The sequence below is a fragment of the Brachybacterium sp. p3-SID957 genome, assembly GCF_025144775.1.
Lineage (GTDB): Bacteria > Actinomycetota > Actinomycetes > Actinomycetales > Dermabacteraceae > Brachybacterium > Brachybacterium epidermidis.
Genome location: NZ_JALXKT010000008.1, coordinates 17,382 through 40,959, shown reverse-complemented (window position 1 = coordinate 40,959; position 23,578 = coordinate 17,382). Strand labels below are relative to the sequence as shown.

Genomic DNA, 23,578 nt, shown 5'->3' with positions numbered 1-23,578 from the left:
GCCTGCCCTGGAAGGTTCAGCTCGCTGCGTCGCCGCGCTCGACTGCTTCCAAGAGGTCCACGATCTGTGCGGCACTGGCCTCGAGGCTCGCATGCTCAGCGGTCCACTCCCGCAGTGTCGAGGGGCTCGGCGCGGTGCCGTCCGCTCGTGCCGCGATAGCCATGAGCATCGCCTCAGCCACGGCATCAGTCGTATAGTCGACGGCCCACCCCAGGCCGCCGTCCTGCACCATCCCGACAGACGGTCCTGTCCCGGCATAGATCACGGGGGTGCCGGAAGCCGTGGAGGCGTAGATCTTGGTGGGAATGGCGAAGTCGTATCCCTGCCCTGGGGCGACCGAGGCGAGTGAAGCCACAGCACTGCGAAGGTGGCGTGACAGCTCCTCGGTGGGGACCCGGGAATGGAACTCCACCCCCGCGATGCCTGCGCGCGCGACCTTCTGCTCGAGCGCGCTCTTGTGCGCGCCTTCGCTGAAGAAGATCAGGCGAGCATGGGGGTGCTTCGCCACAACCGCCATGAAGGCGTCGATGAAGATCCCGGCCCCATGCCATTCGGACACCGTCCCCGCATAGATGAATCGGGGAGATCCTGCCGATCCTCGTTCCGGACCTTCGATGGTGTACCCGTTCATCCGGATCCCATTGCCCACCATTGCGATGGCGCTTCGCTGACCGATCAGCTCGTGAATACGCTGCTGGACCCCGGGAGAAATGGCAAGGATCAGCGCGGCTCTCCTCCAGACCATGCGTTCGACGATCCCCAGTACTGCAGGGACGATGCCGGGGACGCCCTGCAACGTGCGGCTGGCGTCAGCCCATACATCAGCGGCGTAGTAGACGTAGGGGACCCGACGGATCAGCGATACCAGCATCACGGCGAAGCCAGTGGTCGGCGGCGGTTCGACGACGAACACCCGCGGAGACCGAACAGCGAGGAGACGCAGGATCAACGGAATGTCGAAGCTCATGTAAGAGGCGTAGCCCTTCACATGCCCCTGGGAATCACGCAGCACCGGCCAGCGGGAGACGTCACTGTCATCCTGCACCGGAACAGAACGGGGCAGTGAGGAGGTGAGGACCCGGACACGATGCCCACGGCGCCGCAGCTCGTCGACCAGAGCCTCGTGACGGAACGCTGCCGGGGTGGGTTCCGGTGCGTACAGGCGCGTCGCCACGACCACGCGACCCGTGAGCCGCCGATCCTCGCTGCGGCGGCCGACCTGGACCCTCCGACCTGGCATCGCTCGACGCAACCTGTTGATGACTGCCTTGAGCATGGTGCACCTCTCATCGGGGTTGCTCGCTCGGCTCGGACGGAATGGATGCTGCGCCGATGCGACGCGTCGAGTGTACTGGTCCGCGGTCCAGCCATTCCTGGCAGGCACTCCATCACTGCTGGTAGGCAGCCCATCCCCGCCGGCAGACCTCCCCTGGCACAGCATCGCTATAGTGGGCCCGTGCCAACCCCCGCGATACTGCTGATCAGCCTTTCGCCGATCGACCGTGACTCTCGTGTCCTACGACAGCTTTCCGTCGTCAAGGAGTTCGGACACGTCACCACGGTGGGGTACGGGCCCGCACCGCAGGATTCCGATGAGCACATCGAGGTGCCGCCGGACCTCAAGACTCTTCCGCAGTCGATCACGGGGGTGGCGCGCTTGGCCGCTCGCCGGTTGCGCAGCGCAGAACTCGCAGCTCCCGCTGTGCAGTGGGTGCTGAAGGCACTGAGGGGGCGGCGCTTCGATGCGGTGGTGGCCAACGAAGCACGCATCCTCGCTCTCGCTGACGCGGTTGCCCATGGGAGCCCCATCTGGGCCGACATGCACGAATGGGCCCCGGAAGAACGCACGCACATCGCTTCTTGGCGCCTGTTGGTCGCTCCCCTGATGGACCACCTGTGTCGCACCTATCTCCCCCGATGCCAGGAGGTGACCGCTGTTGGCGGAAAGATCGCCGCCCTGTACGACGGGCGGTACGGGATCCGGACCACGGTGATGCGGAACTCAGCTCGATGGCAGGATCTCGCGCCTACAGCGGTGATCGAGGACCGGGTTCGACTGGTCCACTCCGGGGCGGCTGTGGCAGGTCGCAACCTCGAGTTGATGATCGATACCGTGATGGCCCTGCCCGAGCGGTTCACCCTGGACCTCTACCTGGTGCCGGGCAACGACAACGGTGCCTATCTGCGCACGCTGCGCAGCCGGGCGGAAGGAAGCGATCGTGTCCGCTTCCATCCTCCTGTTGCTCCTGCCGAGCTCCCGGCCACCCTGAACGCCTACGATCTGGGAGTTTTCTGGATCGAGCCGTTCAACACGAACGCTCGACTCACTTTGCCCAACAAGTTCTTCGATTACGTCCAGGGCCGTCTGGGCATCGCCATCGGCCCCAGTGTCGAGATGGAGCCGATCGTGCGCGAGCACGATCTGGGCCCGGTCGCCAGGGGGTTCAGTCGCGCGGACTGCGTCGCGTCACTCCACGCCATCACCGCTGAGGACCTGCGGCGATGGAAAGCGGCGACGGATGGTGCCTCACGAGAGCTGAGCTTCGACACGGACGCCGAGGTGGCTCGCCGCATCATGCGGAACCTTCTGGCCGAAAACGCCTGATCTCAGTTGGGAGACACCATGTCCTCATTCCCCCGGCCTGATCAGCTCAGCGATTTCGTGCGGCACCGGCTGACGCGCCTCCTGGGGGGTGGAGCATCATGGGCACGCGCCGGACGGGGCGCTCTCATGACCGTCGGTCGCGGATGGGGGCGGGCGCTCGCACGGTACTCGGAAACACTCGATGCTCTCGAGAACGGTCGCCAACTGCCGTGGGACCAGGTGGAGCCGGTCGTCGAGGATCTACTCGCCATGGCAGATCACGCTCTGTCCGCAGGCCGTCAGCGCATCAGCGTCGCATGGGTGGACCTCGCGGTACGGCTCGCCTACCACCGCTCGGTCCACTACGGCCTGCTCGACTCGCCTCTGATGGTGCGCTCCGGGGAGTTCCTCTCGCCATTCCTCTTTTCACCGGCTGCGCAGCAGATGCTGCTCCGCCCGGACGATCCGGCCCCCTCGCAGCATGATCCCGCCCGCGACGCAGGCGACCCCCCGGGTGAACGCCCTCACCGGGTGCTCATCGTCTGCCACTCATCCTGGACGTTCATCGACAGGGTGAAGGCCGACCTGTCGGAACACACCGATCTCGAGTTCCGCTCGGTGGACGTCTCCACCCTCCCCTTCCCCGAACGCCCCTCCCACGGCCTGGCCATCCGCATGCGCGGCGCCTGGAACCGAACGCAGCGTCTGCATCCGGTCCCCGATCAGATGAAAGAGCCCCTGCGCTGGGCCGACACGGTTCTCGTGGAATGGGGAACCTTTCCATTCGCTTGGTTCAGCTTCTTGGACCTCTCTGATTACGGACTTCGGGTCGTCGCACGGATCCACCGATTCGAGATACTCACCCCGTACCCACTGCTGGCCCGCAGCGCCGCTTACGACGCCATCGGGTTCGTGGCCTTCCCGATACGCTCTCTCATCACATCGATCTCACCGCGTGCGGAGCAGGTCGGCGAGTTGCCGATCCTGCAGAACATCCATGACCTGCGGCCGTTCAGTCCTGCCGATGAGAAGGACAGGTTTCGACTGGTGCAGATCGGATGGGCCCTACCTATCAAGGACGTGTCGTTCTCGCTGACGCTCCTGAGGCAGCTTCGCGAGCAGGATGAGCGGTACGTCCTCACGCTCATAGGTCCCACCCTGGAAGATGCAACGAGTCCCTACACCGCACAATGGTCCACTCAGGTCGCAGCGCAGATAGAGGACCTCGGGCCGGGGGTGGAGATCCTGGGGTACCGGTCGGACGTGGCGGAGATCCTTGCAAGCAGCGGTTACATCCTGTCGTCATCCCGGGCCGAAGGCACCCATGAGGCCGTGGCCGAAGGCGCCGCAGCGGGGTGCATCCCGGTCGTCCGCGATTGGCCGGAGATCGCGCCGTGGGGTGGCGCAGGAATGGTGTACCCGCGGTCCTGGATAAGTTCGAGTGTGCAGGAGGCGGTCGATCGCATTCGTGCTTTCCAGGCGCCAGATGCTTTTGACCGGGAGAGCGCAGCCTGTCGGGCATGGGTCCTGGGTTCACGCGATCGCGCCACCATTCGCCAGGACTACGTCGACTTCCTCATCGGCCGGCACGACCACGATTCATGATGCATCGACCGTAGACGCGCAGGCAGGTCACTCCGTCTCGGGATAGAGCACATCGGGTTGGCCGGAGTCGAGGCCGTCGATCAGCGGATCCTTCCGCTCAGCGCGTTGCCACCAGGCATCATTCGGCTCGATCGGACCACAGGCATCGATCCGCCACACCTTTGCTCCGCCGCCTTCGTCCAGAAGAGTGAAACCGTCCGACGTGTCCACCTCGTAGAAGCCCGGCATCACTTCCTCGCGCTCACTGTAGTTGTACTCAAACGGGGCGTCCTCGTAGAAGTACCCGATCCCGTAGTGCTCCAGCAGATCGCAGACACGTGGATCCTGGTGGATGTCGTCGAAGTTCTCCAGCAGGAACGCGCCGTCCTCGTCGACATCTCTGGTGTTCATCTGGGTGAAGACGGAGTCCGCATCCGAGACCAGTGGCACGTACGCAACCCCGGATGCAGGATCACCGATCACGATCGCGTCCCCTGGCAGGACCTGATCTGTGCGCTCCAGCAGCTCCCATTCCGGGGACACGGCAACGGGGCGAGCGTCCGGCGAGGCCCAACCGACGTTCCTCGCTCCGCCCAGAGTGATGTAGGCGGTGCCGAGCAGCCCTGCGAGGATCGCCGCCCACACGGCTGTCCAGCGGACCCTCATGGACAAGCTCCCCTTCTCACTCCGCAAGCCCTGCACCCATGCGGCGCAGGCGGTGATGACCAGCGGGAGGATCACCGCTTGAACTGCGTACAGGCGGAAAGTGTCCGAGTACCACAACCCGCTAACGGATGAGAACAGCGGCAGTGGGAAGTACGATCCCGCAATGACCAGCAGCTGGATTACCCATGCCACCGTGACCCAGCGGTGCTCCCGGCGATGCCACAGCTGCCAGATGCCGATCACTACCAATGGGATGTAGACCAGAGCCATCAGGACCCCTGCAGGGTTCTCCACATCCGTCGGCCAGTTGACCATCATGCTGACACCCTTCAGCAGGAAGTCGTCCCACCTCTGAACCCCTTGGCGCATGACGAAGGAGCGCACCTGGTCCGGGATGAACAGGATGGTCACGCAGATGATCGAGACACCGATGAGGACCAGGACGAAGGCGTGATGAGCACGGCGGGACATGGTCCGGCGCACCACACGGAGGGCCTTGAGAACTGCACCGAGGAGCAGCGGCACAGCGATCAGGACGAAGCTGAAGAACACCGAGGGGTGGGTGAAGCCGAGGCCCGCGATCGCCGTGAGTGTGATGGTGATGGTGAGCAGATACGTCCAGGGATGACTGCGCACCAGGCCCGGGCGTGAGCGGCGCAGGAGCAGGATCATGAGGACCAGTAGCCCCGGAAGCATCGCGACGGCCAGTTCGTTAGGCCAGAAAGCCCTGGTGAAAGCGAGACCTCCCGGGAACGCTGGCAGGATCCCCGCCGCTATGGCTGCGGTGGCCGTCGCGGCAGGACTGCGGTGGAACACGACTCGGCCGAGCAGAGCGGAGTTCACCACGAAGAGGATCGGGGTCACCAGGTACGTCAGGGCGTTCGCCGCAGCGATGATCCCCACCAGCGGAACTCCGAGGAAGGCGACTGCGTGCCAAACGGTCGGGTAGAAGACGTGGCTGACCTGCACGCCGTAGTTGAAATCCACAGCCGCGAACATGGAGACGACCCCCGTCTCCTCGATCGCGTTCAGTACGTTGTAGTGGTACATCGGATCGACGCGGGGGCTCGGCTCGTGCGGCGCTGTGGCGAGCATCGCGGGCAACCACATCGTCGAGATGCCGAGGAGCCCGGCCACGACCAGTGCCAGTGGTGCACGCTGAGGCAGTGAGCGGCGGGCAACCAGCCCCGTCGGGGACTCATCAGCGTTCCGATCCCTGTTCTGCAACAGACGGATGAGGGCCGCAGCCCCCCAGAGCACAGCGGTGATCAACAGCAGGCACCACCACCCGTAGACGATGCCCATGCTGTTCGCCAACAGGCCGCCCACGGCCAGCACCGCGGCGGTGATCAACGGTCCGCCCGCCAGCACAGCGGTCATCCGCGTGCGGACGAGTGCGAGAGCGACTCCTCCCACTCCATACAGCACCGCTGTCAGTAGCAGTGCTGTCGGCACCACCGCTGCCCATTCTCCGATCAGATCCAGTCTCACGCGTCGTTCTCTCCGGTCAGCACCCGTCGAACCGTGCGGGCCCTCTGTTCCCAGGTCTCCTCGTAACGCACTGCCTCGACGTGCTCAGCTCGGTCTCCGAGCTCGTGTGGATCCGCGTGCAGCATCCTGAGGAGGTCCGCGATCTCCCGCCGATCGTTGCCGGTCACGTACCCGATGCCCAACTGGCGGACGATGTCACCGGCGAGTGTCCCGGCCGAGGCCAGTGTGGGCTTGCCGTACCCGAGGTACTCGTACAGCTTCATCGGGACCGCGAACTTCCGGTACTCATTGGGCTCCACTATCAGAAGGCAAGCGCTCGCCCGGTCGTAGAGCTCGGGGAGCTCAGAGGCGCCGGCGTGCACAACTCGGACCCTCGGGGTCAGAAGTGGCTCGTAGCGTTCACGGTACTGCTGCCATGTTCGCGCAGGGACGACCATGGTGAGGTCCACCTCCGGGACCTCCCGCAGGGCCTCCAGGCTCTCCTCGATCTCATGGCCGGGGCCAACGCCCCCTACGTACAGAAGATGCAGCCCTGCTGGCCGCTCGGACTGCGTCACCGAGGCTCCTGGTGGGAGAGCAGTGCAACGGCCCGTCGGCGCCGGGATGATGTCCCTCATCGGCATAGACGGGATGAAGAAGTGGGCGTGCGCGCTGAGCAGGGCGAGGAGATCAAACCTGTACATCATCTGCATGACGGCCCGACGATAGAGGGCCACGTGCGCTTGCTTTTCGGGAAATCGCCAGTACACGTCCCTATAAAACTGCCCGAACGGGATGCCGCGGCGACGCGCCCACTGCAGGATCGCAGCTTCCAGCAGCGGTGCCAGCCCGTGCCGGATACTCGTAGAAAGAAGATTCGGCTGGGTGGAGTTCTCGGAGTAGACGAACTCAATATTTTGCCCCGCTCGTACGCGGCGCCGCAGATCGGAAAACCCTTGGCGCCGCTGCTGCGGATTCCCGACGATCACGTGGGGCTGCTGGTCCGCGGCGATGAAGGCCTCCAGCATCATATTAGGTCGGTGTCGACTCGCGCTGGCGGGTGCCGGGTCCAGGGGATAGGGAGCGTGGAAGACCATCTGCGGCCGATCCGCGCGGATGACAGCCTGCTGGAGCACTGCCGTCAACGCCTCAGAGGTGTCCGCTCTGCCGGATCCCGGGACGACCTCGATGCGCGGGACTACCCAATGGGAGCGAAGAATGCGGCCAGCGCTGTCGGAGCTGACAGCGACCGCATGAGCTTCGAGCAGGGCCTGGGCACAATGCGGTTCGTGCACACGGTCGCGTGCGATCCACCGCACATCGAACTCATCTGCTGAGATCACGAATGGGGTCCCGCTCACCACGGAGAGGACCTTCCCCGCGGTCATCGAGAGCGCATCAGCGTGGACATGGACGACATCCGGCCGTGTGACACCTGCTGTGCGCAGTGCGCGGAGAAGCGCACGGCGCAGCAGCGCATCCAACAGACCCGCTGCCGGGCCGGGCAGCATTGGCAGGTCTATGCGCACCACCTGCACCCCGTCCACCTCACTGGTGCGGGGCGGCGCACCACGGAACGACCGCCATGGGGTCTCGGTAATACCGAGAAGGACGATCTCGTGTCCGGCGGCGCGAAGCGCCCGCACGTCGGAAGGCATTCGGAGCTGGACCGATGCTCCGGCGAGTAAGTCGGACATCCGTGCGACGACGAGGACTTTCACAGCACTCGCGATCCTGCAACTGTCCTGCTGATGTCGATCGAGCTCATGCGTGCGCCTCCGGATCTGTTGTCTGGTCTGCTTCCGGTACGGTTCCGGCCTTCGGAGGTCTCGCATCGAACTTACGGGCCGCGGCCAAGGCCATGGACAGGAAGCCCACGAGCATCACCGCCATCATGGCACCGAGCAGGGTCAGGGTCGTGAGCAGCGGCAATGGCGAGAAGTAGAGCAGGCTCAACGGGGCCGCCGCGAACACGATGGAGAACGCCAACACCCAGGACTGCTTGTCGGTGACCACGAAGATGGTCGAGATCGGAGAGGTCACGAGCTGCATTGCCAGCCATGGGGTGAGGGCGCGTGCGATGTCCCCGGCCAGATCCCACTGATCCCCGAAGAGGAAGAGGAAGAACCATGGGGAGACGAGATAGACCGTCCCAAACGGCACGATGGTGATGAGCAGCGAACGGATGATCGTGCTCTTCACCAACGGGTACATCTCCCCGGGTTGCACTCTAGCCAGCTTCTGGAAGAAGACCTGTGAGATCGCACTGTTCATGAGACCGATCGGGACCTGAAGGATCGTCCAAGCGCGGTTGAACTGTCCCACCGTGTCCAGGGCGACCAGCCCGATGAGGAGAGGGATGCCGTTCAACCGGATGCCATCGATGAGTGCGTTCGGCAGGTTCAGCAGTGGCATCCGCCGGTACCGCTTCAGCAGTTCGGCGCTGCTAGCCACCCCGTCAGGAATCGGAGCCAACAGTTCACGGGACTTACGGCGCAGATTGAAGAATGCGAAGGTGGGCCCGACCACGGTGCCGAGGATCAGCCCCGGCAGGCTTGTCGCGCCCAGAGCTCCCGCTGCCACCTGCCCACTGCTTGAACCGATCATCTGCTGGACCCGGTTCAAGGAGATCGTCCGGTAGTCCTGCTTCCGATTGAACCAGTACTGCAGCACTGTGACCTGGGCGAGGAAGAAAACTGAAAGCCCCACCAATGGCATCCAGGTAGCCAGTTCCTTGCTGCCGTAGGCGGACATGATGACGTCGTGCAGCAGGAAGGCGAGCATCGAGGCCATTGCTGCTGCGATCGCGTTGGACACAGTCGCCACCTTGGCGATGCGACGTGCCTCGTCGTCACTCTCCGGCAGCACGATCGTGAGGTCCATGCGCAGCGAGGCGATCGTCGCGACGATCGAGACGAGTGATCCGTAGATCGCGAACTGGCCGAAGGTCGCAGGGGTGAAGAGCCGTGCAGTGATGACAGACGCCCCCAAAGCGACCATCTGAGCGACAGCGGTGCCCGAGACCAGGACTGTGATGTGACGCAGCGTCGGATACTTCGTCATAAGGCGCTTCAGGTGCCGCGGTGGCCAGACCCTAGTCGCCATTCGGTTGCAGCTCCTCTGTGGTGGCCGGTATGCGTCATGCCCGCTAGTTGAACGGAGCCATGCTAGACGACCTCGGCCCGATAAGATCGGGCGACCGCCTGACGATCTGGAGACCTGCCATGACTCAACCGGATGCACGTATCGCGGTGACCACGGCACTGCTGGCAATCCCCCCGACTTACTTCGTCACCGCACATGCCGAACAGCTCGCCGCGTCACATCCGTCATGGCACTTCCGGATCAATCCCCTCGCCGCCAACGTCCGAGAAGGATCGACGCCACTGCGCGTGACCCCGGCCCTCCGCGGCCCATTGCCCTACACGATGCAGACCCGAATCGCCAAGTTCGCGATGCCTCTGCAGGCCCGGATGGTGATCTGTCAATCACCTGACCTGATCCACCAGCACCATGGCACGTGGAGCGGCGGCGCGATCTCCGCCAGTTCAACCTGTCGGGTGCCGCTGATCACTACCCTGCACGGCACCGACGTCGTTCACGCCTCCCGGGCACGCCCTCGCGGATTGGAACGGGCCCATGCAGCACAGGTGCACCGCGCAATGCAAGAATCGCTGTTCCTGCTGCCTGTCAGCGAGCACCTGCGACGGCTCGCCATCGAGGCCGGCGCCCCTGCCGACCGCTTGCACGTCCACTACCAGGGCATCGACACGACCTTCTTCACCCCAGCGGAGGGTGGCGCCACTGATCGGCAACCCCGCATCCTGTACGTCGGCGCGCTCATTCCCCGCAAGCGTGTCGATCTGGTGATCCGCGCATCTCAGGAGCTGGCGCGGGAGCAGCCCCACGAACTCCTGATCGTCGGGGACGGCCCACAGCGCAGTTCACTCGAAGCCCTTGCGGGGCACGAAGGGCACATCCGTTTTCTCGGGCCCCTCGACCGCGAAGGAGTGCGCTCGGTCATGCGGACGTCAGATCTGTTGATGCTTCTGTCGCACAGCGAAGGGGCCGGCTTGGTCTCCCTAGAGGCGCAGGCCTGCGGTATGGCGGTGATCGTCACTGATGGGGACGGCAAGAAGGAGATGATCCGCGACGGCATCACCGGCACAGTGGTGGGTGCCGACGCCACTCCTGGAGCCATTGCTCGCGCCGCGAGCACCTGGCTCCCCGACAACTCGCAGATGCGTCACGAGATCAGCACTGCCGCACGGGATTTCGTGGTCAAGGAACGAAGTGTCCTCACCGGCGCCTCACGGCTCGCGGAGTTCTACGAATCGGCCCTGGGCTGACGTCGCCATCAACGGTCTCTGCGCCGACGCCCACCGGGCAGGACGAACGCCTCAGGTAGGTGCCAGCCCCGCCCTGCCGTGAGCCTCGAATGCTCAGAGAGCGACCACATGCCCGTCCCGCGCACTCTCCAGCACCGCTTCGACGGTGCGCACGGTGTGCAGGCCCTCGCGCATGGTGACGATGTTGGAGTCGTCCACCCCGAGCACGGCATCGCGGAACGCCTCGTGCTCCGTCTTCAGAGGCTCCTTGCGCTTCAGGGCGTAGCGCACCATGTCGCCCTCGCTCACGCCTCGGAACGAGGCCATCGACTCCCAGAGGTTGGTGGTGCTCTCGCCGTTGGCGTAGAACGTGAGGTCGGCGGTGACGGTGTCCCCCACCAGCGCGCCCTTCTCGCCCGTGACCACGGTGACCCGTTCCTTGAAGGGGGAGAGCCAGTTCACCAGGTGACCGGTGATGGTGCCGTTCTCCAGCCGGCCCGCGATCGAGACCATGTCCTCGTCCTCGCGGCCGCTGCGGCGGGTGGAGGTGGCCCCCACGGACACGAAGGGGGACTGCGCCACCCAGGCGGTGAGGTCGAGGTCGTGGGTGGCGAGATCCTTCACCACCCCCACATCGGCGATACGGGCGGGGAACCCTCCCTGGCGTCGGGTGGCGATCTGGTAGATCTCCCCCAGCTGGCCATCGGCGATGCGCTTGCGCATCTCCTGCAGGGCGGGGTTGTAGCGCTCGATGTAGCCCACAGCGCCCACCAGTCCCGCCTTCTCGAAGGCGGCGGTGATCTCCTCCGCCTCACCGATGTCGAAGGCCAGGGGCTTCTCCACCAGGGTGTGCACACCGGCCTCGGCCAGGGCGAGAACGACGTCCTTGTGGAACTGGGTGGGCACCGCCACCACGGCGTAGTCGATGCCAGCGGCGATCAGGGCGTCGATGTCGGGCAGCACCTCGTAGCCGGGTGCGGCACCGTGCGGGTCGCCGTGGGCATCGGCGACGGCCACCAGGTCCACGCCCTCGAGCGCCTTGAGGTTGCGGGCGTGGTGACGCCCCATCATGCCCAGGCCGATGAGTCCGGCACGCAGGGTCTTCTTCTGCGCGGTCTGCTGGTTCATCTCAGGCACCTGCCTTGGCCACGGTGTTGACAGCGTCGATGACGCGCTGGGCGTCCTCGTCGCTCACGGAGGGGTGCACCGGCAGCGACAGCACCTCGCGGGCCACCTGCTCGGTGACGGGGAGGTCGAGCTCCAGCCCGTAGGAGGGCAGACGGTGCACAGGCGTCGGGTAGTACACGCCGCATCCCACCTTGTGCTCCTCGCGCAATGCCGTGGCGAAGCGGTCACGCTGCTCGCCGGTGGCTCCCTCGATGCGGATCGTGTACTGGTGGTACACGTGGGTGGCCTGCTCGCGCACCACCGGGGTGATGACGCCCTGCAGCTCGGCGTCGAAGCGGGCCGCCAGCTCCTGGCGTCGCTTCGTCCACTGCCCGAGCTTGGTCAGCTGCACCCGGCCGATCGCGGCGTGGATGTCGGTCATGCGGTTGTTGAAGCCGGCGATCTCGTTGGCGTACTGCGTCTCCATGCCCTGGTTGCGCAGCAGGCGCACCACGCGGGCGAGCTCTACGTCCTCGCAGGCCACCATGCCGCCCTCACCGCTGGTCATGTTCTTGGTGGGGTACAGGGAGTACATGGCGCCCCGGCCGAAGGCGCCCACCTGGGTGCCGTTCCAGGTGGCGCCGTGGGCCTGCGCGGCGTCCTCGAACACCCACAGCCCGTGCTCACGGGCGATGTCCATGATCTGGTCCATGGGAGCCGGATGCCCGTACAGGTGCACCGGCTGGATGCCCACGGTGCGCTCGGTGATCGCACCGCGCACGGCCTCCGGGTCGATGCAGAAGGTCTCGGGGTCGATGTCGACGAACACCGGCACGCCCCCCGAGACGGCCACGGAGTTCGCGGTCGCCGCGAAGGTGAAGGACGGCACGATCACCTCGTCCCCGGGCTTCAGACCCGCGGCGAGCATCCCCAGGTGCTGGCCGGAGGTGCCGGAGTTCACGGCCACGCATTCACGGCCGCCGGCGAGCTGCGCGGAGAACTCCTCCTCGAAGGCCTTGACCTCGGGGCCCTGGGCAATCATGCCGGAGGCGAGCACGCGGTCGACGGCCTCGCGCTCCTCGGTGCCGATGATCGGCTTAGCCGCAGGGATCATGGGAAGGTCCTGGCTCGGGGTGCTCATGTGGTGCGTCCGTCCTTGTCGTCATGGGTTGCAGGGTCGAGATCCCCGGGCTCGGCCGCATCGTCGTCCAGCAGAGCCGGGCGCGGTGCATCGATCACAGGGGCGGAGGCGAGCTGGAGCCCGCCGGAGGTCTCATCGGGGATGTACCACTCACCGGTGGTGGGGCACACCCAGGCGTCGGTGCCGTCGGAGGCGGGCAGCAGCTTCTCCCCCGAGCGTCCCACCCAGGCGATGCGCTTGGCCGGGACCCCTGCCACCAGAGCATGCGGCGGCACGTCCTTGACCACGGTGGCGCCGGCGGCGACCATCGCCCAGGCGCCGATGGTCACGGGAGCCACGCACACGGCGCGGGCACCGATCGAGGCACCCTCCTGGCAGGTCACACCCACCGGCTCCCAGTCCGAGGCGGACTTCGGGCTGAGATCGGGGTTGACCGCGCGTGGGAAGTGGTCGTTGGTGAACACGGCCGCCGGGCCCACGAACACGCCGTCGGCCAGCTTCGCCGGCTCGTACACCAGGGCGTAGTTCTGGATCTTGCAGCCGTTGCCCATCTGCACGCCGCTGCCGATGTAGGCGCCGCGGCCCACCACGCAGTCGCGACCCATGTGCACGCCTTCACGCACCTGGGCGAGATGCCAGATGGAGCTTCCTTCGCCGATGGTGGCGTCCTCGGAGATGTCCGCACCGGGGGCGACCCGGTACGCGGGAGATTCCTTCATGCGCTCGACCCTACCGTTCGACGGCAACGCTCACCGGGACGACGGGCCGCTGCTCCCGGCCTCGCTCCGCAGCCTCTCCCCCTTGGCCACCGCCGTCTCCCGCAGCTCGTGCTGGAAGGCGAGCATCCGTTCGCGCAGGGCGAGGGCATGATCGTCGACCCCGGCGGCGAGGATGCGGGCGGCGAGCAGGCCGGCGTTGCGGGCACCGCCGATGGACACGGTCGCCACCGGCACCCCGGCGGGCATCTGCACGATCGAGAGCAGGGAGTCCATGCCGTCCAGGTGCTTCAGCGGCACGGGCACCCCGATCACCGGCAGTGGGGTGAGGGAGGCGATCATGCCGGGCAGGTGGGCGGCGCCACCGGCTCCGGCGATGACCACGCGCAGGCCGCGATCGGCGGCCGAGCGGCCCCAGGCCACCATGTCCTCGGGCATGCGGTGGGCGGAGACCACATCGACCTGCACGGGGATGCCGAACTCGGCAAGGGCCTCCTGGGCGGCGCGCATCACCGGGTAGTCGGAGTCCGAGCCCATCACGATGCCCACCAGCGGGGTGTTAGCCGGGGGCGGGGAGTCCGCCGAAGCGGGCAGCGGGGTCTGGTTCACGGGTTCTCCTCCATGGCGTCGGGGCCGTCGATGATGCGCTTCTCGGCGCGGTGGGCGCGGGCCAGCAGCTGCTCGGGGTCCTTCCCCACCACGGTGACGTGCCCGAGCTTGCGACCGGGACGCACCGACTTGCCGTACAGGTGCACCTTGACGCCCGGGTCCGCCTCCATGGCGGCGTGCGCACCCGTGAAAAGCTCCGAGGCTGCCCCGCCCAGGAGGTTCACCATCACCGCGCACGGAGCCAGCATGTCGGTCGCTCCCAGGGGCAGATCGGCCACCGCACGCAGGTGCTGCTCGAACTGGCCGGTGACCGCACCGTCCATGGACCAGTGGCCGGTGTTGTGGGGGCGCATCGCCAGTTCGTTGACCAGCACCTCTCCCCCGGCGGTCTCGAACAGCTCGACGGCGAGCATGCCGACCACGTCGAGGTCCTCGGCGATGGCCGCCGCCAGCTGCTGGATGCGCTGTTGGGCATCCTGGTCCAGGTCCGGGGCGGGGGCGACCACCTCGTAGCACACCCCGTCGCGCTGCACGGACTGCACGACGGGGTAGGTGATCGACTGGCCACCGGGTCGGCGGGCCACCTGCGCGGAGAGCTCCCGCATGAAGGGCACCTTCTGCTCGGCGAGCAGCTCTCCGTGCTGCTCGAGCCAGTCGGCTGCGTCCTCGGCGCGCTCGATGATGCGCACGCCGTGGCCGTCGTACCCGCCGCGCGGGGTCTTCACGACCAGCGGGCCGTCGTTCTCGGCGAGCGCGCAGTCGAGATCCTCGATGCCGCGCACGTGCCACCAGCGGGGGCAGGGATGCCCCAGCTCGGTGAGGCGGCGGCGCATCACCAGCTTGTCCTGGGCGTGTACCAGGGCACCGGGACCAGGGCGCACCCGCACGTCACCGTCGGTGACCAGTCGCTCGAGGAACGCCGTCGGGACGTGCTCGTGGTCGAAGGTGAGCACGTCCACCTCGGCTGCGAGAGCGCGCACGGCGCTCTCCTCGTCATGACGGCCCGTGCGCACGCTGCCGGCGACCACGGCGGCGCTCTCTGCGGGATCGGAGGCCAGCACGGTCAGCGGCAGGTCCAGTTCGATCGCGGGCCCCAGCATCATCCGGGCCAGCTGCCCAGCGCCCACCACCCCGATCCGGGGTGGCGCGGTCAGGGGCGAGCAAGGGGTGTCATCAGGCACGTCCGACAGTCTAGGACCCGCTCCTGGCCCCGGTGCGGCGGCTGTCGTCCTCGGTGGGCTCCTCGGCGTCCGTGAAGACCACCCCCGAGGCCAGTGCGCTGCTGCCGTGGCTCCGGCGCCGTGCACCGTGGCGGTGACGCCTGCGCACCACGGACCCCTGGGGAAGCAGCGAGAGGTCATCGCTGGCCTCGGTCCGGGTGGTCTCCTCGAAACCGGCCTCCTCCCCGGGCGCGGAGATCAGGAACATGCCGAAGGAGGCGGGCACCTCGGAGAGCAGCTCGAGCCGGCCGCCGTCGTCCTCGACCAGGGTGCGTGCAAGGGCCAGGCCCACTCCGGTGCCGGAGGAGCGGGCCCCGGAGACGGAGCGCTCGAAGACGCGCTTGCCGAGCTCGGGGTCGATACCGGGGCCCTCGTCGGAGACCTCCACCACGGTGGAGTGGTCATTGCGTCGCACCTTGACCAGGGTGCGGCCCCCTCCGTGCACCAGCGAGTTCTCGATCAGGGTGGCGATCACCTGGGTGAAGGGACCGACGGAGCCCCAGACGGCAGCGCTGCGGGGCACCTGGATCCGCAGCTCCCGGCCCGCCTTGCGGAACGCCGGGGACCACTCCTCGCTCTGCTGGGTGAGGACGGACCGCAGCTCCACCACACCGGGGCTGCGGCGCTGGGAGGAGCGTGGCGCGTTGATCAGGTCGTGCACCACCTCGGTGAGCCGGTCGATCTGCTCGAGGGCGATGCGGGCCTCCTCCCGCACCCATTCCTCCGAGCTGGTGGCGAGGATCTCGTCGACCCGCATGGACAGCGCGGTCAGCGGGGTGCGCAGCTGGTGGGAGGCATCGGAGGCGAGGCGGCTCTCCGCCTCCAGCCGTTCGGCGAGCATCGCACCGGAGCGGGTGAGCTCCTCGGCCACGTCGTCGATCTCCGAGATGCCGCTGGCCTCCCACGGCCCGCGGGCACGGCCGGCGCCCATCTCCTCGGCGCGGCGGTTCAGCCTGGCCAGTGGCATGGAGATCCGCTGCGCCTGCCACAGTGCCACCGAGACGCCGATGGAGAGGGAGGACAGCCCCGCCACCACGATCAGCACCCAGGCGCTGGCGGTGTGAGCGCGCACCTCGGACTGGGGGATGTAGACGGTGATGTACTGCTCCTGCGCCCCGGGCGTCGAGACGGACACGGGATTGGGGCCCACAGGGTCCCCTGCCTGGATGGTCTCGCCCTCGTGCGTGACGACGATGGTCACGTTGAGGTTGGGCTGGGCGTCCACGTGCCGCTGCAGCATCGCGGTGTCGAAGGGCCGTCCCTGCGCCAGTCGCTGGTCGGTGTCGATGCGCACCGCCTCGAGGATGTCCAGAGCCTGGCCGTTCAACTGCTGCCGGTTCAGCTGCAACCAGGAGTACCCCAGCGGGATGCCGAGCATCAGCACAGCCAGCAGCACGGTGATGAGCGTGGCCTGCAGCACGCGCTGCCGCACGCGTCAGCTCCCTTGACCGGTCTCGAAACGGAAGCCGACACCGCGCACGGTCGAGATGCGGCGGGGGTTGGTGGCGTCATCGCCGAGCTTGCGGCGCAGCCAGGAGATGTGCATGTCCAGGGTCTTGGTGGAGCCCCACCATTCGGCGCCCCACACCTCGCGCATGAGGTCGTCACGCGTGACCACGCTGCCGGCCTCGCGCACCAGCACGGTGAGCAGGTCGTACTCCTTGGCCGAGAGGGTGAGCTCCTCACCGTCGGCGTAGGCGCGGCGCGCCGCGACGTCCAGGGACACGCCGTGCACGTCGAAGGAGTCGCCGGACTCCTCGGCGGCCTGAGCCCTGCGCAGCAGGGCACGGATGCGGGCCTGCAGCTCGCCCAGCCGGAACGGCTTGGTGACGTAGTCATCGGCCCCGGCATCGAGCCCCACCACTGCATCGACCTCGTCGGCGCGGGCGGTGAGGATCAGGATCGGCGACTCCAGGCCGCCCTTGCGCAGCCGACGAGCCACCTCGAGCCCATCGAGATCGGGCAGCCCGAGATCCAGGATGACCACGTCGATGGGATCGGCCCCGGCCGCGATGGCCAGGGCGTCCATGCCGCGGGAGGCACGCATGACCGTGTACCCCTCGCGGTCCAGCGCGCGGGAGAGCGGTTCGGCGATGGCGGAGTCGTCCTCGACGAGAAGTAGGCGTGTCACGGGGCTCATCCTACGCCGTGACCTCTCAGAGCCCCAGGTTGAGGGGCGTGGAGCGATCCCTGGTCAGCTCGCGCACCCTCACTGCGCCGATGCCGTGCAGCTCCACGTCCTCCCCCTCGGAGGCGGCGAAACCGCCGGGCAGCGCCTCGGCCACCGCGCGGGCAGTGTCGGCGTCCACCAGCACGGTCCCGGGCCTGGCCACCGACTCCATCCTGGCGGCGAGGTTCACGGAGGGCCCGAACACGTCCCCGTAGCGGGAGAACATCGATCCCCACACGAACGCCACCCGCACCGGGGGCAGGTCCGGGTCGGCGCTGATGGCCTCGGCCAGGGTGACTGCGATCTGGGCGCCGTCCTCCGGCGTGTCGGCCAGGAACATGATCTCGTCGCCCACCGTCTTGACCACACGCCCGCCGCCGACGGAGATGATGTCGCGCCCGGCGGCCTCGAAGCGCCCCACCACGTCGGCCAGCTGGGCACCGGTAAGGTCCCGGGAGAGCCGGGTGAACTGCACCAGGTCGGCGAAGCCAACGGCCCGCTGCAGCGGGAACAGCTCGTCCGTGTCGCGGTGGAGCACCTCGGATCCGGCCCGGGCCGCATAGGCGGCGAGCTGCCTGCGGAAGGCGAACATCACCTGCGACTCCAGGGTCTCCAGCAGGTCGGGGACGGAGTCGAGCATCTCCAGGCGCGCCTCGGCGTCACTGCGGCCGGCCGCCTTGGCCTCGTCGACCAGGGCCTCGGTGGCCCACATCGCCAGGCGCCCCATGTGGAATCCGAGCCCGCGGGTGATGCTGGCGAAGGCGCGCTCGCTCAGGGCGCCGTCCTCGACCAGGGAGGCGAGGTCGCCGATCGCGTAGGCGTCCTCCTCGGTGAACACCACGGTGTCCTCGTCCACGGGGGTGAAGCCGAGCGAGCGCCAGTACACGGCGGCCAGGCGACCGGGGATGCCGCGCTGCTCGCTCAGATCCCTCCGGGAGTACTTGCGTGGCCCCTGCAGCAGCTGGCGCTCCAGCGTGCCGACGCTGCGGCGCACCTCGGCGAAGCGCCGGTTCAGCTCCAGGATCTCCTGGGCATCGATCTGGCCGATGCCGTCGGCGTCGTCCTCGGAGGTGGGGTCGGGCAGGTCGCCCGGCGCCCCGTGCCCGCTGGATCCCTGCTCGAGGGAGGCCATGCCCCCGCCGGCGGGCATCGCAACGTCCAGGGGTGCGGGTGCGGGGACACCCCCGAGCGGCCGCTCGGGTCGGAGCTGCTGATCGTCAGGATCACTGATCCCACTGGTCACTGTGTCGGGCCCTCCGCTCCTTCTCCTGCGTTCCTCATCGTTGCGTGCCTGCCCGATTCCCGCGGTCCGTGCCGCACGTCGCCGACGTCCACCGGGACGAGGGCGCCCTCCGCTGTGCGGAGCACCAGACGGCCGCGGTCATCGATCGCCTGTGCCGTGCCGCTCGCGCCCGAGGGCGCAACGGGTGTGCTCGTGGCGCCCAGGGGCTCGACCTGAACCCTACGCCCCAATGTGAGGCAGGTAACAGTGTATCGGTTGAGGGTGCCGGACTTCCGGGCGTCGCCGCCCGTGGATCCCAGTAGGCGCACCTCTCTCAGCACGCCGGCGAGGAGCTGCCCGGCCAGGGCCCGGCGCAGCTGCTCGACCGCCGCCGGCGTGTCGACGCGGCCGGTCACCGAACCGGGCCCGAGCAGCCAGGCCGCGCCGGGCACCTCGGCGCCGCCGGCGTCCCTCACCGGGCCCCGCAGGTTCAGCCCGATGCCCACCAGCACGCCGTCGACCCCGTGCCCCTCGACCAGGATCCCACCGAGCTTGCGCCCGTCGGAGGTGTGGATGTCGTTGGGCCATTTCAGGCCCACCTCCCCCACCGTCCCCCCGGGACCGCGCCGGGCCGGGGCCAGATCCAGCGATGGCCCGCAGAGCGCGTCGATCACCGCAAGACCCGCGGCTAGCGGGAACCAGGTGCGCGCGGCGACGGGAAGGTCCGTGCGGATCGCAACGGTGATCGCCAGGCCCCCGCCGGGCGGAGTCACGAAGGACCGTCCCAGGCGTCCGCGCCCCGCCACCTGCTCGCGGGCCAGCACGGCGAAGGGCGCCGGCTCCCCCGCCCTCCAGAGATCGGCGGCATGGTCCTGCGTGGAGGTGACGACGTCCGGACAGTGCACCGCGATCCCGTGGACCGTCGCGGTCCTGTGCGCGGCGTGCCCGCCGCTCCCCGGCGCTCGCAGCAGGCTGTCCGGCACGCCCGTCGACCGAGCGCCCGGGTACGACGAACGCGGGTCCTCCGGATCGTGCATCGGGCTCTCCTGTCTGCTGTTCCCGCCTCGTCGTGAGCATCCTGCTCCCGGCCCCGGCATGCGCAGGTAGCGTAGTATCCCGATGTTCCCAGCCCGGCCCACCGCGGCCCGTTCCCTGCCGCACCAGGAGGCCATGTGACCGACGCCGCCAGGCCGCAGAGCACCCGCCAGCGCATCGACGACCTGCGCGAGCGCGAGGCCCGCGCCGTCTCCACCGCCGATGAGATCGCGGTCCAGAAGCAGCACGCGCGCGGCAAGAAGACGGCCCGTGAGCGCATCACGGACCTGCTGGACGACGGCTCCTTCGTGGAGACCGACCGGTTCGTGCGCCACCAGGCGCACTCCTTCGGACTGGAGGCCAAGCGACCGGACGGCGACGGCATCGTCACCGGCTACGGCACCATCGACGGCCGTCAGGTGTGCGTGTACTCCCAGGACTTCACCGTGTTCGGCGGGTCCCTGGGCGAGGCCCACGGCCGCAAGATCCAGAAGGTGCAGGACCTCGCCCTGCGCACCGGGGTGCCGATCATCGGGATCCTGGACGGCGGTGGCGCCCGCATCCAGGAGGGCGTGGCCTCCTTGGCGATGTTCGCGGGGATCTTCCGCCGCAACACCCGCGCCTCCGGCGTGATCCCGCAGATCTCGCTGATCATGGGCCCGGCCGCAGGGGGCGCCGTGTACTCCCCGGCGCTGACCGACTTCATCGTGATGGTCGAGAAGACCTCCCACATGTTCATCACCGGTCCCGACGTCATCCGCACCGTCACCGGTGAGGACGTCGGCTTCGAGGAGCTCGGCGGCGCCCGCACCCACTCCACCCGCTCGGGCGTCGCCCACTACATGGCGCCCGATGAGGGCGAGGCCATCGAGTACGTCAAGGACCTGCTGAGCTACCTGCCGGCCAACACGCTGAGCCCTGCCCCGGTGTACCCGGTGCGCATCGACGAGGCCCGCACTGCCGCGGACTCCGCCCTGGACTCGTTGATCCCGGACTCCCCCAACCAGCCCTACGACATGACCACGGTGCTCCGCGCAGTGCTGGACGACGAGGAGTTCCTCGAGGTGCAGCCGCTGTTCGCTCCCAACATCCTGGTGGGCTTCGGCCGCGTCGAGGGGCACAGCGTGGGCATCATCGCCAATCAGCCCTCGCATCTGGCCGGCACCCTGGACATCGACGCCTCGGAGAAGGCCGCCCGCTTCGTGCGGCTGTGCGACGCGTACAACATCCCGGTTCTCACCTTCGTGGACGTGCCCGGGTTCCTGCCCGGCACCGGCCAGGAGTACGGCGGCATCATCCGCCGCGGGGCCAAGCTGCTGTACGCCTACGCCGAGGCGACCGTTCCCCTGATCACCGTGATCACCCGCAAGGCCTACGGCGGTGCCTACATCGTGATGGGCTCCAAGGAGCTGGGGGCCGACATCAACCTGGCCTGGCCCACCGCGCAGATCGCGGTGATGGGCGCCCAGGGCGCGGTGAACATCCTGCACCGCCAGCACCTGCGCCGCACCCAGGAGGAGGCCGGGGACGTGGCCGGGGAGCGCAGCAAGCTGGAGACCGAGTACGAGAACCTGTTCGCCACGCCCTACACCGCCGCTGAGCGCGGCTGGATCGACGGCGTGATCGAGCCCTCCCAGACCCGCACCCAGATCGCGCGGGCACTGCGCGCACTGCGCACCAAGCGCGAGACCCAGCCCACCAAGAAGCACGGGAACATCCCGCTGTGACCGTCCCCGGCGCGGATCCCTCCGCCGCCCTCACCGATCCCACCACCGGATCCGAGGGCGGCACCGAGCACGGCTCCACGGAGCAGGCGGTCGCCGCGGCCGGGGTGCGCGTGGTCACCGGGCACCTGGAGACCGAGGAGCTGGCGGCGATCGCCGTGGTCGTCTCAGCGATGAGCGTGACCAGCCGCCTGGAGGCCGAGGAGCGCACTCTCGCGGAGAGCCACTCGGCCGGCTCCGGGGTGTGGAACGACCCGGTGCACTGCCACCCCCACACCTTCGAGGCCCGCAACCACTGCTCGGAGGCGGCCTGGCGGTACTCGCACCGCTGAGCCCGCACGGACCGGGCCGCACCGGTTCCGTGATAGCGTCGTGCGTGGACACGGGGTGCCCCCTGGGGGCTGAGATCACACCCGAGAACCTGCACGAGTTAGGACTCGCGAAGGGATGTCGCCATGGCGAAGCGCGCCTGCAGCACCATCGCATCACGCCCCCACCCGGGAGGCCCCCGCACCCGACCGGTGCGCATGGACACCGGGCCGGGCCGCGCTGATCTGCGACCGACGGGCCCTCGGCGCCCGCTGCTCCTTCCCGCTGATCCTCGCCCCCGCCTCGCACGCCGGAGTCCACGACCCCCGCACCCGCAGGAACGAGGATGATCACGGATGTCCCCCGCCTTCACCGACGAACTGAGACAGCAGAACCAGCCCACCTGGGACCGCGCCGTCACCCACCGCTTCGTCCATGAACTGTTCGACGGCAGCATCGACGACGCCGTGATGGCCGGCTACCTGGTGCAGGACTACCGGTTCCTGGACAGTTTCCTGGTCCTGCTCGGGTCGGCCGTGGCCACGGCCGACACCCTCGAGGCCCGCCTGCGCCTCTCCCGTTTCATCGGCGAGGTGGCAGGGGAGGAGAACACCTACTTCCTGCGGGCCTTCGAGGCCCTGGGAGTGAGTGCCCACCTGCGCGAGACCATCCCGGACACCCCTGCCACCGAGCAGTTCACCGGTCTGTTCCGGGAGGCCGCGCAGACCCGCCAGTACGCCGCCGCGCTGGCGGTGCTGGTGGTCACCGAATGGCTGTACCAGGACTGGGCCTCGCGCGCCCCCGCGAAGCGGCCCGAGAACGTCGTGCACGCCGAGTGGATCGACCTGCACGACTACCCCGGGTTCTCGCAGTTCGTGGCGTTCCTGCGGGCGGAACTGGATCGCGTCGGCCCAGCCCACCGTGACCTCGTGGAGGAGTTCTTCGGCCGGGCCGTCGACATCGAACTGGCGTTCTTCGACGCCGCCTACGAGCATCCGGTCGCGGTGGGCGGAGCGCGCTGATGTCCCTGTTCGACGACCTGAAAGCAGCCATCGGCCCCCAGTGGACGGCGTACACGGACCACGAGTTCGTGCGGCGCCTGGGCGAGGGCACCCTGCCGCTGGCGGTGTTCCAGGACTACCTGATCCAGGACTACCTCTTCCTGGTGCAGTTCGCCCGCGCCAACGCGCTGGCGGCCTACAAGAGCAGGAACCTGGCCGACATCGAGCAGGCCGCGCGGGGCCTGTCGGCCATCCTGAACGAGACCCACCTGCACCGCCGGCTCATCTCCGAGTGGGGGATCGACACTCACCGCCTCAGCACGGCGCCCGAGAAGCAGGCGACGGTGGCCTACACCCGGTACGTGCTGGACTGCGGAATGGCCGGTGATCTGCTTGACCTGCAGGTGGCTCTGGCCCCGTGCACCATCGGCTACGCGGAGATCGGCACGGCGCTCGCCCCGGCCCTCCGCACCGACCCGGAGCACCCCTACCGCGACTGGATAGCCGAATACGCGGGCGAGGACTTCCAGCGGGCCGCCCGCGAGGCCACCGCCCACCTGGACTCGCTGTGCCCGCAGCCTCCGAGCCCCCAGCGCTTCGCCGACCTCACCGGGATCTTCCGTACGGCGTCCCGGCTGGAAGCAGATTTCTGGCAGCAGGCGCTCGACGCCGCCTGAGCCCACCGCACCCGG

At 68.1% G+C, this 23,578-nt stretch carries 20 protein-coding genes and 1 riboswitch; of the genes, 7 read left to right on the top strand and 13 right to left on the bottom strand.

Annotated features, from left to right (window positions below):
* Positions 1 to 16: 16 nt before the first annotated feature.
* Positions 17 to 1,276, bottom strand: a complete 1,260-nt coding sequence (locus tag M3B01_RS03050; protein WP_259789344.1) for a glycosyltransferase family 4 protein — start codon at positions 1,274 to 1,276, stop codon at positions 17 to 19.
* A gap of 180 nt (positions 1,277 to 1,456) precedes the next feature.
* On the opposite strand from M3B01_RS03050, the gene M3B01_RS03045 reads away from it, so the two are divergent.
* Both M3B01_RS03045 and M3B01_RS03040 read left to right on the top strand, forming a co-directional pair.
* Positions 1,457 to 2,605, top strand: a complete 1,149-nt coding sequence (locus tag M3B01_RS03045) for a hypothetical protein (protein ID WP_259789343.1) — start codon at positions 1,457 to 1,459, stop codon at positions 2,603 to 2,605.
* 249 nt (positions 2,606 to 2,854) lie between these two features.
* Positions 2,855 to 4,189 (top strand): glycosyltransferase, encoded by a 1,335-nt coding sequence (locus M3B01_RS03040; RefSeq protein ID WP_259789342.1) that lies wholly within the window; start codon positions 2,855 to 2,857, stop codon positions 4,187 to 4,189.
* Positions 4,190 to 4,216: 27 nt separating this feature from the next.
* On the opposite strand, the gene M3B01_RS03035 is transcribed toward M3B01_RS03040, so the two are convergent.
* The 3 genes from M3B01_RS03035 to M3B01_RS03025 are packed head-to-tail and all read right to left on the bottom strand — an operon-like array spanning position 4,217 to position 9,367.
* On the bottom strand, positions 4,217 to 6,262 hold the full coding sequence (locus M3B01_RS03035; RefSeq protein ID WP_311203192.1) for a DUF6541 family protein: 2,046 nt from the start codon (positions 6,260 to 6,262) through the stop codon (positions 4,217 to 4,219).
* Between the two features lie 59 nt (positions 6,263 to 6,321).
* Positions 6,322 to 8,025, bottom strand: coding sequence for a glycosyltransferase (locus M3B01_RS03030; protein WP_259789340.1), 1,704 nt, complete (start codon positions 8,023 to 8,025; stop codon positions 6,322 to 6,324).
* Between the two features lie 43 nt (positions 8,026 to 8,068).
* Positions 8,069 to 9,367, bottom strand: coding sequence for a lipopolysaccharide biosynthesis protein (locus M3B01_RS03025; protein WP_259789339.1), 1,299 nt, complete (start codon positions 9,365 to 9,367; stop codon positions 8,069 to 8,071).
* Positions 9,368 to 9,468: 101 nt separating this feature from the next.
* Here M3B01_RS03025 and M3B01_RS03020 point away from each other — a divergent pair, with 101 nt between their 5' ends.
* Positions 9,469 to 10,653 (top strand): glycosyltransferase, encoded by a 1,185-nt coding sequence (locus tag M3B01_RS03020; RefSeq protein ID WP_259789338.1) that lies wholly within the window; start codon positions 9,469 to 9,471, stop codon positions 10,651 to 10,653.
* Positions 10,654 to 10,746: 93 nt separating this feature from the next.
* On the opposite strand, the gene M3B01_RS03015 is transcribed toward M3B01_RS03020, so the two are convergent.
* From M3B01_RS03015 to M3B01_RS02975, 9 genes are all read right to left on the bottom strand, one after another.
* A complete protein-coding gene (locus M3B01_RS03015; RefSeq protein ID WP_259789337.1) occupies positions 10,747 to 11,760 on the bottom strand; it encodes a Gfo/Idh/MocA family protein in 1,014 nt (337 codons plus the stop codon).
* Position 11,761: 1 nt separating this feature from the next.
* On the bottom strand, positions 11,762 to 12,880 hold the full coding sequence (locus tag M3B01_RS03010) for a DegT/DnrJ/EryC1/StrS aminotransferase family protein (RefSeq protein ID WP_259789336.1): 1,119 nt from the start codon (positions 12,878 to 12,880) through the stop codon (positions 11,762 to 11,764).
* Positions 12,877 to 13,599 (bottom strand): acyltransferase, encoded by a 723-nt coding sequence (locus M3B01_RS03005; RefSeq protein WP_259789335.1) that lies wholly within the window; start codon positions 13,597 to 13,599, stop codon positions 12,877 to 12,879. The genes M3B01_RS03010 and M3B01_RS03005 overlap by 4 nt, the downstream gene beginning before the upstream one ends.
* Before the next feature lie 30 nt (positions 13,600 to 13,629).
* The gene (gene purE, locus M3B01_RS03000; RefSeq protein ID WP_259789376.1) at positions 13,630 to 14,133 is read right to left on the bottom strand and encodes a 5-(carboxyamino)imidazole ribonucleotide mutase; all 504 of its coding nucleotides are present in this window, start codon (positions 14,131 to 14,133) and stop codon (positions 13,630 to 13,632) included.
* A gap of 68 nt (positions 14,134 to 14,201) precedes the next feature.
* Entirely contained in the window at positions 14,202 to 15,386 is a 1,185-nt protein-coding gene (locus tag M3B01_RS02995) for a 5-(carboxyamino)imidazole ribonucleotide synthase (RefSeq protein ID WP_396123329.1), read from the bottom strand.
* Between the two features lie 10 nt (positions 15,387 to 15,396).
* Positions 15,397 to 16,857, bottom strand: a complete 1,461-nt coding sequence (locus tag M3B01_RS02990; RefSeq protein ID WP_259789334.1) for an ATP-binding protein — start codon at positions 16,855 to 16,857, stop codon at positions 15,397 to 15,399.
* 3 nt (positions 16,858 to 16,860) lie between these two features.
* Positions 16,861 to 17,556, bottom strand: coding sequence for a response regulator transcription factor (locus M3B01_RS02985; protein WP_259789333.1), 696 nt, complete (start codon positions 17,554 to 17,556; stop codon positions 16,861 to 16,863).
* A gap of 25 nt (positions 17,557 to 17,581) precedes the next feature.
* A complete protein-coding gene (locus M3B01_RS02980; protein WP_193864660.1) occupies positions 17,582 to 18,745 on the bottom strand; it encodes an adenylate/guanylate cyclase domain-containing protein in 1,164 nt (387 codons plus the stop codon).
* A gap of 89 nt (positions 18,746 to 18,834) precedes the next feature.
* Positions 18,835 to 19,854, bottom strand: a complete 1,020-nt coding sequence (locus M3B01_RS02975) for a biotin--[acetyl-CoA-carboxylase] ligase (RefSeq protein ID WP_259789332.1) — start codon at positions 19,852 to 19,854, stop codon at positions 18,835 to 18,837.
* Between the two features lie 135 nt (positions 19,855 to 19,989).
* Here M3B01_RS02975 and M3B01_RS02970 point away from each other — a divergent pair, with 135 nt between their 5' ends.
* From M3B01_RS02970 to M3B01_RS02955, 4 genes are all read left to right on the top strand, one after another.
* Positions 19,990 to 21,579 (top strand): acyl-CoA carboxylase subunit beta, encoded by a 1,590-nt coding sequence (locus tag M3B01_RS02970; RefSeq protein WP_259789331.1) that lies wholly within the window; start codon positions 19,990 to 19,992, stop codon positions 21,577 to 21,579.
* On the top strand, positions 21,576 to 21,908 hold the full coding sequence (locus M3B01_RS02965) for a hypothetical protein (RefSeq protein WP_259789330.1): 333 nt from the start codon (positions 21,576 to 21,578) through the stop codon (positions 21,906 to 21,908). Before M3B01_RS02970 ends, M3B01_RS02965 begins: the two co-directional genes overlap by 4 nt.
* Before the next feature lie 41 nt (positions 21,909 to 21,949).
* Positions 21,950 to 22,041: riboswitch (TPP riboswitch) on the top strand.
* Between the two features lie 200 nt (positions 22,042 to 22,241).
* Positions 22,242 to 22,907, top strand: coding sequence for a TenA family protein (locus M3B01_RS02960; RefSeq protein WP_259789329.1), 666 nt, complete (start codon positions 22,242 to 22,244; stop codon positions 22,905 to 22,907).
* Positions 22,907 to 23,563 carry a TenA family protein gene (locus M3B01_RS02955; RefSeq protein WP_259789328.1) on the top strand — a complete coding sequence of 219 codons (657 nt, stop codon included), beginning with the start codon at positions 22,907 to 22,909 and terminating at the stop codon, positions 23,561 to 23,563. Before M3B01_RS02960 ends, M3B01_RS02955 begins: the two co-directional genes overlap by 1 nt.
* Positions 23,564 to 23,578 lie beyond the last annotated feature (15 nt).

What these genes read in the sequence shown, in the direction of transcription:
- M3B01_RS03050 (WP_259789344.1), bottom strand. Translation starts at nt 1,276, where the DNA reads ATGCTCAAGGCAGTCATCAACAGGTTGCGTCGAGCGATGCCAGGTCGG.
- M3B01_RS03040 (WP_259789342.1), top strand. Translation starts at nt 2,855, where the DNA reads ATGGCAGATCACGCTCTGTCCGCAGGCCGTCAGCGCATCAGCGTCGCA.
- M3B01_RS03025 (WP_259789339.1), bottom strand. Translation starts at nt 9,367, where the DNA reads ATGACGAAGTATCCGACGCTGCGTCACATCACAGTCCTGGTCTCGGGC.
- M3B01_RS03020 (WP_259789338.1), top strand. Translation starts at nt 9,469, where the DNA reads ATGCTAGACGACCTCGGCCCGATAAGATCGGGCGACCGCCTGACGATC.
- M3B01_RS03015 (WP_259789337.1), bottom strand. Translation starts at nt 11,760, where the DNA reads ATGAACCAGCAGACCGCGCAGAAGAAGACCCTGCGTGCCGGACTCATC.
- M3B01_RS03010 (WP_259789336.1), bottom strand. Translation starts at nt 12,880, where the DNA reads ATGAGCACCCCGAGCCAGGACCTTCCCATGATCCCTGCGGCTAAGCCG.
- M3B01_RS03005 (WP_259789335.1), bottom strand. Translation starts at nt 13,599, where the DNA reads ATGAAGGAATCTCCCGCGTACCGGGTCGCCCCCGGTGCGGACATCTCC.
- purE (WP_259789376.1), bottom strand. Translation starts at nt 14,133, where the DNA reads ATGGGCTCGGACTCCGACTACCCGGTGATGCGCGCCGCCCAGGAGGCC.
- M3B01_RS02980 (WP_193864660.1), bottom strand. Translation starts at nt 18,745, where the DNA reads ATGCCCGCCGGCGGGGGCATGGCCTCCCTCGAGCAGGGATCCAGCGGG.
- M3B01_RS02975 (WP_259789332.1), bottom strand. Translation starts at nt 19,854, where the DNA reads ATGCACGATCCGGAGGACCCGCGTTCGTCGTACCCGGGCGCTCGGTCG.
- M3B01_RS02960 (WP_259789329.1), top strand. Translation starts at nt 22,242, where the DNA reads ATGTCCCCCGCCTTCACCGACGAACTGAGACAGCAGAACCAGCCCACC.
- M3B01_RS02955 (WP_259789328.1), top strand. Translation starts at nt 22,907, where the DNA reads ATGTCCCTGTTCGACGACCTGAAAGCAGCCATCGGCCCCCAGTGGACG.